This is a genomic window from Streptomyces sp. NPDC056948 (assembly GCF_042674225.1).
GTDB lineage: Bacteria > Actinomycetota > Actinomycetes > Streptomycetales > Streptomycetaceae > Streptomyces > Streptomyces purpurascens.
Map to the genome: position 1 here is coordinate 1 of NZ_JBHUQX010000461.1, position 6,936 is coordinate 6,936.

At 72.2% G+C, this 6,936-nt stretch carries 7 protein-coding genes; 3 read left to right on the top strand and 4 right to left on the bottom strand.

The features are described 5' to 3' along the window. The 4 genes from ACFTZL_RS38235 to ACFTZL_RS38250 form a co-directional block, all read right to left on the bottom strand. A partial coding sequence (locus ACFTZL_RS38235) for a DUF2510 domain-containing protein (protein WP_382593050.1) occupies nt 1-132 on the bottom strand: 132 nt, incomplete at its 3' end. A 28-nt stretch (nt 133-160) separates the two neighbouring features. Next, nucleotides 161-946 carry a 3-oxoacyl-ACP reductase gene (locus tag ACFTZL_RS38240; RefSeq protein ID WP_382497787.1) on the bottom strand — a complete coding sequence of 262 codons (786 nt, stop codon included), beginning with the start codon at nt 944-946 and terminating at the stop codon, nt 161-163. Beyond that, entirely contained in the window at nt 943-2,316 is a 1,374-nt protein-coding gene (locus ACFTZL_RS38245; RefSeq protein WP_382593039.1) for an aldehyde dehydrogenase family protein, read from the bottom strand. Before ACFTZL_RS38245 ends, ACFTZL_RS38240 begins: the two co-directional genes overlap by 4 nt. A gap of 8 nt (nt 2,317-2,324) precedes the next feature. Then, nucleotides 2,325-3,689 (bottom strand): glutamine synthetase family protein, encoded by a 1,365-nt coding sequence (locus ACFTZL_RS38250; protein WP_382593042.1) that lies wholly within the window; start codon nt 3,687-3,689, stop codon nt 2,325-2,327. Nucleotides 3,690-3,773: 84 nt separating this feature from the next. Between ACFTZL_RS38250 and ACFTZL_RS38255 the strand changes: the two genes are divergently transcribed. From ACFTZL_RS38255 to ACFTZL_RS38265, 3 genes are all read left to right on the top strand, one after another. Further along, entirely contained in the window at nt 3,774-4,508 is a 735-nt protein-coding gene (locus ACFTZL_RS38255; protein ID WP_382593044.1) for a FadR/GntR family transcriptional regulator, read from the top strand. Between the two features lie 150 nt (nt 4,509-4,658). Beyond that, nucleotides 4,659-6,101 (top strand): ethanolamine permease, encoded by a 1,443-nt coding sequence (eat, locus tag ACFTZL_RS38260; protein ID WP_382593047.1) that lies wholly within the window; start codon nt 4,659-4,661, stop codon nt 6,099-6,101. Nucleotides 6,102-6,146: 45 nt separating this feature from the next. Beyond that, nucleotides 6,147-6,824 carry a gamma-glutamyl-gamma-aminobutyrate hydrolase family protein gene (locus ACFTZL_RS38265; protein WP_382593053.1) on the top strand — a complete coding sequence of 226 codons (678 nt, stop codon included), beginning with the start codon at nt 6,147-6,149 and terminating at the stop codon, nt 6,822-6,824. Nucleotides 6,825-6,936 lie beyond the last annotated feature (112 nt).

Consider the following 6,936-nt stretch of genomic DNA (forward strand, 5'->3'; position numbering starts at 1 on the left):
GCCCGGGGGCGGGGGCACCGGGCCGGTGGTGGCCCCGGGCGCACGGCGGTGCTCGGTCCAGGCCGTGCCGTCCCACCAGCGTTCCAGTTGGGGGCCGTGCGGGTCGGGATACCAGCCGGGCGGAGGCGTCATGCTCATCCCGGCACTCTAGAGCCAGGGCCTACAGGGGGGTGACGTACGCCCCCGCGATCCCGCCGTCGACCAGGAAGTCGGTGGCGTTCACGAAGGAGGAGTCGTCGCTGGCCAGGAAGGCGACGGCGGCGGCGATCTCCTCGGCCTCGGCGAACCGGCCCAGCGGGATGTGCACCAGGCGGCGCGCGGCGCGCTCCGGGTCCTTGGCGAACAGCTCCTGGAGGAGCGGGGTGTTGACCGGGCCCGGGCAGAGGGCGTTGACCCGGATGCCCTCCCGGGCGAACTGCACGCCCAGTTCGCGGGACATGGCGAGGACGCCGCCCTTGGAGGCCGTGTACGAGATCTGGCTGGTGGCGGCGCCCATCCTCGCCACGAAGGACGCCGTGTTGATGATCGAGCCCCGGCCCTGGCGCCGCATGTACGGGATGGCGGCCTTGCAGCACAGGTAGACGGAGGTGAGGTTGACCTCCTGGACGCGCTTCCAGGCCTCCAGGCCGGTCTCCAGGATGGAGTCGTCGTCGGGCGGGGAGATGCCGGCGTTGTTGAAGGCGATGTCGACGCTGCCGTAGGTGTCGTAGGCGGTCCGGAAGAGGGCCTCGACCTGCTCGGGGTCGGTGACGTCGACCTTGACGAAGGTGCCGTCGGTCTCTTCGGCGGCGGCCTTGCCGCGTACCTCGTCGACGTCGCCGCAGACGACGTGCGCGCCCTCGGAGGCGAGGCGGCGCGCGGCGGCGAGGCCGATGCCGCTGCCGGCTCCGGTGACGACGGCGGTGCGGCCGACCAGACGGCGGCAGATGGTGTCCTGAGCAGTCACTGTGCGGGGCCCTCCGTGCTGATGAAGACGTTCTTGGTTTCGGTGAAGGCGGCCAGGGCCTCGGGGCCGAGCTCGCGGCCGACGCCCGACTGCTTGTAGCCGCCGAACGGGGTCCAGTAGCGGACGCTGGCATGGGAGTTGACGGACAGGTTGCCGGCGCGCACGGCCTGGGAGACGCGCAGGGCGCGGCCGACGTCCCGGGTCCAGATGGAGCCGGAGAGGCCGTAGGGGGTGCCGTTGGCCAGGCGGATCGCGTCCGCCTCGTCGGTGAACGGCAGCAGGACGGCCACGGGGCCGAAGATCTCCTCGCAGGCCGCCGCCGAGTCGGGCCGCTCGCCGGTGAGCACGGTCGGCGGGAACCAGAAGCCGGGCCCCCCGGGTGCGCTGCCGCGCAGGGCCGGGGCGCCCTCGGGGACGAAACCCCGGACGCGGTCGAGCTGCTGCCGGGAGATCAGCGGGCCCATCTGCGTCTTCTCGTCGGCCGGGTCGCCCACCACCACGGCGGACAGGGCGTCGGCGAGCAGCTCGCGGACCTCGTCGTAGACCGGCTCCTGGACCAGGATGCGGGTGCGGGCGCAGCAGTCCTGGCCGGAGTTGTCCAGGAAGGAGAAGGGGTCGACGGCGGTCTTGAGGTCGGCGTCGGCGAAGACGATGTTGGGGCTCTTGCCGCCGAGTTCGAGGGTGACCGGCTTGACCTGCTCGGCGCCGAGCGCGGCGACGCGCGTCCCGGTGCGGGTGGAGCCGGTGAAGACGATCTTGGCGATGCCGGGGTGCCGTACCAGTGCTTCGCCCGCGACGGCGCCGTGTCCCGGCAGGACTTGGAGGAGATGCTCCGGGAGCCCTGCCTCCAGGGCGAGTTCGGCGAGGCGCAGCGCGGTGAGGGGCGTGGTCTCGGCGGGCTTGAGGATGACCGCGTTGCCGGCCGCGAGGGCGGGGGCGGTGCCCCAGGCGGCGATCGGCATGGGGAAGTTCCAGGGCGCGATCACGCCGACGACGCCCAGCGGTTCGAGGATCGTGACGTTCAGGCCGCCGGGCACCGGGATCTGCCGGCCGGTGAGCCGCTCCACTCCCCCGGCCGCGTAGTCCAGCAGGTCCCGGACGTTGCCGGCCTCCCAGCGGGCGTTGCCGATGAGGTGGCCGGCCTCGCGGACCTCCAGGCGGGCCAGTTCCTCCAGGTGCTCGTCGACGGTGGCCGCGAAGCGGCGCAGCAGCCGGGCGCGGTCGCCGGGCGCGAGGGCGGCCCAGACGGTCTGGGCCCGGGTAGCCAGGGTGACGGCCGCGTCGACGTCGGCCGGGCCGGCCGCCGCGATGGCGGCGACGACCTCCTCGGTCGCGGGGTTCAGTACTTCCAGGAGGTGCTCGGAAGACAAGAGGGGCCTCACATGCGTTCGAAGGAGCGGCGCAGCTCCCAGTCGGTCACCGCGGCGTCGAAGGCGTCCAGTTCGACCCGCGCCATGTTGCGGTAGTGCGCGACGACCTCGTCCCCGAAGGCGGCCTTGGCGACGGGGCTGTTCTCCCAGAGCTCGGCGGCCTCGCGCAGGGTGGTGGGGACGTGGGCGAAGTCGGCGGTGTAGGCGTTGCCGGGACAGGACTCGGGCAGCTCCAGCTTCTGCTCGATGCCGTGCAGCCCGGCCGCCACGAGTCCGGCGACGGCGAGGTAGGGGTTGACGTCGCCGCCGGGCAGCCGGTTCTCGAAGCGCAGGGAGCGGCCGTGGCCGACCACGCGCAGCGCGCAGGTGCGGTTGTCGTGGCCCCAGGCGACGGCGGTCGGGGCGAAGGAGCCGGGCTGGAACCGCTTGTAGGAGTTGATGTGGGGGGCGTAGAGCAGGGAGAAGTCGCGGAGGGCGGCGAGCTGGCCGGCGAGGAAGTGGCGCATGACGTCCGACATGCCGCCTTCGCCGCCCCCGGCCATGGCGTTGCCGCCGTCCGCGTCCGCGAGCGAGAGGTGGATGTGGCAGGAGTTGCCCTCGCGCCCGTTGTACTTGGCCATGAAGGTGATCGACATGCCCTCCTGGGCGGCGATCTCCTTGGCGCCGGTCTTGTAGACGGAGTGCTGGTCGCAGGTGACCAGGGCCTCGTCGTAGCGGAAGGCGATCTCGTGCTGGCCGGGGTTGCACTCGCCCTTGGCGGACTCGACGGTGAGGCCGGCCGCCGCCATCTCGTTGCGGATCCGGCGCAGCAGGGGCTCGATCCGGCCGGTGCCGAGGATCGAGTAGTCGATGTTGTACTGGTTGGCCGGGGTCAGGCCTCTGTAGCCGGCGTCCCAGGCCTGTTCGTAGCTGTCCTTGAAGACGATGAACTCCAGCTCGGTGCCGACCTGGGCGGTGTAGCCGAGCTCGGCCAGGCGCTCCAACTGGCGGCGCAGTATCTGGCGGGGCGCGGCGACCACCGGGGAGCCGTCGCTCCAGGCGAGGTCGGCGTGGAGCATGGCCGTGCCCTCGTTCCAGGGGACGCGGCGCAGGGTGCTCAGGTCCGGGTGCATCGCGAAGTCGCCGTAGCCGCGGTCCCAGGAGGACATCGCGTAGCCCTCGACGGTGTTCATCTCGGTATCGACGGCGAGCAGGTAGTTGCAGCCCTCGGTGCCGTGCTGGAGCACCTCGTCGAGGAAGAAGCGGGCGGCGAACCGCTTGCCCTGGAGCCGCCCTTGCATGTCGGGGAAGGCCAGGACGACAGTGTCGATCTCACCGCCCGCGACGAGGGCGTGCAGCTCCTCGACGCTCAGCGGGGGTGTGCGGTCTGCCACGGGAGGGCCTCCTAGGCTCCTTGGATCCGCCGGGAGCCATAAGGTATTGCGGAGAACCATTGCTTGGGAAGGGGGTACGGCCACATGCCGGAGGAACCTGGGGGCGAGGTGCGGGACGGGCTGACGCCGGTGCTGCGCCCGGTGCGCGCGGGCAACGGCTTCGAGGAGGCGCTGGAGCAGATCCTTCAGGTCGTACGGCTGGGACTGGTGCCGGGGGGTGAGCGGCTGCCGGCCGAGCGGGAGCTGGCGGAGCGGCTGGGGATCAGCCGGGTGACGCTGCGGGAGGTGCTGAAGGTGCTCCAGGACCAGGGTCTGGTCGAGTCACGGCGCGGCCGGTACGGCGGGACGTTCGTACGGCCCCGCACGGACGCCGGCGGCGAGGACGAGCTGCGGCGTCGGGTCGCCGAGGTGGACATAGAGGACGTCCTGCGCTTCCGGGAGGTGCTGGAGGTGGGCGCCGCCGGGCTGTGCGCGGCGCACGGACTGGACGAGAAGCAGGCGGAGCGGCTCCGTGATGCCCTGGCGCGCACACACGACGCCCCGCTCTCCGACTACCGCCGCCTGGACACGCTGCTGCACCTCACGCTCGCCGAGCTGTCCGGCTCGCCCACGCTCACGGCCCAGTACGCAGGCGTCCGCGCGAGCGTCAACGACCTGCTCGACTGCATCCCGCTCCTCGTGCGCAACCTGGAGCACTCCCAGCGGCAGCACACCGCCCTGGTGGAGGCCGTGATCGAGGGCGACGCGGACCAGGCGCGGGAGATCATGCGCGAGCACTGCGGAGGGACGGCGGCGCTGCTGCGCGGGTTCCTCGGCTGAGCCGGGCCGTGTTCCGGCGGGGTGAGGATTTACGGGCGATTAACGCACGGGTCTTGCCTTCCCTCGGTCGGCACCGCAAAGGTATGGCCTCATTCCATTGAGTCGAAGCCCGCTCGACGCCGTGTCCGCCGCCCCTTGGGGAGTCTGCCCATGTCCCAGGAACCCACCACCACTCCCGCCGCCGAGGGCGACGACTATCTGGAACGCAGAGCGCTCCGCCGCGGCAGTGCCGGCTGGGTGCTGCTGACCGGCCTCGGCGTCGCCTACGTCGTCTCCGGCGACTACTCCGGCTGGAACTTCGGCCTGGCCGAGGGCGGCTTCGGGGGCCTGGCGATCGCCATGGTGCTCATGGGCGCGATGTACGCCTGCATGGTCTTCGCCCTCGCCGAGCTGTCCTCGATCCTGCCCACGGCGGGCGGCGGCTACGGCTTCGCCCGGCGGGCGCTGGGCCCCTGGGGCGGCTTCCTGACGGGTACGGCGATCCTCATCGAGTACGTCCTGGCACCCGCCGCGATCGTCATCTTCATCGGGGACTACGTCGAGTCGCTGGGCCTGTTCGGCCTGGAGTCCGGCTGGCCGATGTACCTGGTCTGCTTCGCGATCTTCCTCGGCATCCATCTGTGGGGTGTGGGCGAGGCGCTGCGGTTCAGCTTCGTCGTCACCGGCATCGCGGTCGCCGCCCTGATCGTGTTCGCGCTGGCGGCACTGCCCGACTTCTCCTTCGCGTCGCTGGACGACATGCCGGTCGACGCCTCGGCCGCGGGATCCAGCTCCTGGCTGCCGTTCGGCCTGCTCGGCATCTGGGCGGCGTTCCCGTTCGGCATGTGGTTCTTCCTGGGCGTCGAGGGGGTGCCGCTGGCCGCCGAGGAGACCAGGGACCCGGCCCGTACGCTGCCGAAGGCGATCCGCTGGTCCATGGGCATCCTGGTGGTGCTGGCCGTGGTCACGTTCTTCGCGGCGGCCGGCGCACGCGGTTCCGCGGCGATCCAGGAGGCGGGCAACCCGCTGGTCGAGGCGCTGCAGCCGGGCGGCAAGGCGACGACACTGAGCCGGATCGTGAACTACGCGGGCCTGGCCGGCCTGGTGGCCTCGTTCTTCTCCCTGATCTACGCGGGCTCGCGCCAGCTCTTCGCCCTGTCCCGCGCGGGATACCTGCCCCGCTTCCTGTCCCTCACCAGCCGCCGCAAGGCGCCGTACCTGGGCCTGCTGGTGCCCGGCACGATCGGCTTCCTGCTGGCGGCGCTGTCGGGCAACGGCGCCCGCATGCTGAACATCGCCGTCTTCGGCGCGACCATCTCCTACGCGCTGATGTCCCTGTCGCACATCGTGCTGCGCCGCCGCGAGCCGGAGCTGCCGCGGCCGTACCGTACGCCGGGCGGGGTGCTGACCTCCTCGGTCGCCCTGGTGCTGGCCTGTGCGGCGCTGGTGGCCACGTTCCTGGTGGATGTGACGGCCGCGGTCATCGCGCTCGTGGTGTACGTCGTCGCCGTGGGGTACTTCGGCCTGTACAGCCGCAAGCGGCTGGTGGCGAAGGCACCGGAGGAGGAGTTCGCGGCGCTGGCGGCGGCCGAGGCAGAGTTGTCACGGGACTGAGGCGGACCGAGGCGTCGAGGTGAGGGAGGTTCTGTGTCCAGGCCGTTGATCGGGGTCAGCACGTATCTGGAGTCCGGTGCGCGCTGGGGCGTGTGGGAGCTGGAGGCGGCACTGCTGCCTGCCGGATACCCGCGGCTGGTGCGGCGGGCGGGCGGCCTGGCCGCGATGCTTCCGCCGGACGACCCGCTGCACGCGGCCGATGTCGTGGCCCGGCTGGACGGGCTGGTCATCGCGGGCGGACCGGATGTCGAGCCGGTCCGCTACGGGGCGGAGCGCGAGCCACGGACCGGGCCGCCGGCGCGGGAGCGGGACGCGTGGGAGCTGGCCCTGATCGACGCGGCGCTGGCGGCGGGGGTGCCGCTGCTGGGCATCTGCCGGGGCATGCAGCTGCTGAACGTCGCGCTCGGCGGGACGCTGGTGCAGCACATCGACGGGCACGCGGAGCAGGTGGGCGTCTTCGGCGGCCACACGGTCAAGCCGGTGCCGGGGAGTCTGTACGGCGGTGTCGTGCCGGAGGAGACGTTCGTACCGACGTATCACCACCAGGCCGTGGACCGGCTGGGCGAGGGCCTGGTCCCGTCGGCACACGCGGCGGACGGGACGATCGAGGCACTGGAACTGCCGACCCACCCGGGGTGGGTGCTGGGTGTGCAGTGGCACCCGGAGATGGGGGATGACGTGCGGGTGATGCGGGCGTTGGTGGAGGCGGCGACGGTCGCCTGACCCTCGTGCGCGCACGGCACCAGGGGCTCCGCCCCCTGGACCCCCGGCCTATGCCCACCCACCACCCGACACGGTCAGCCAAGAAGCCGGGCTCGCCCCCACAGCCCGTCCG

What these genes read in the sequence shown, in the direction of transcription:
- ACFTZL_RS38255 (WP_382593044.1), top strand. Translation starts at nt 3,774, where the DNA reads ATGCCGGAGGAACCTGGGGGCGAGGTGCGGGACGGGCTGACGCCGGTG.
- eat (WP_382593047.1), top strand. Translation starts at nt 4,659, where the DNA reads ATGTCCCAGGAACCCACCACCACTCCCGCCGCCGAGGGCGACGACTAT.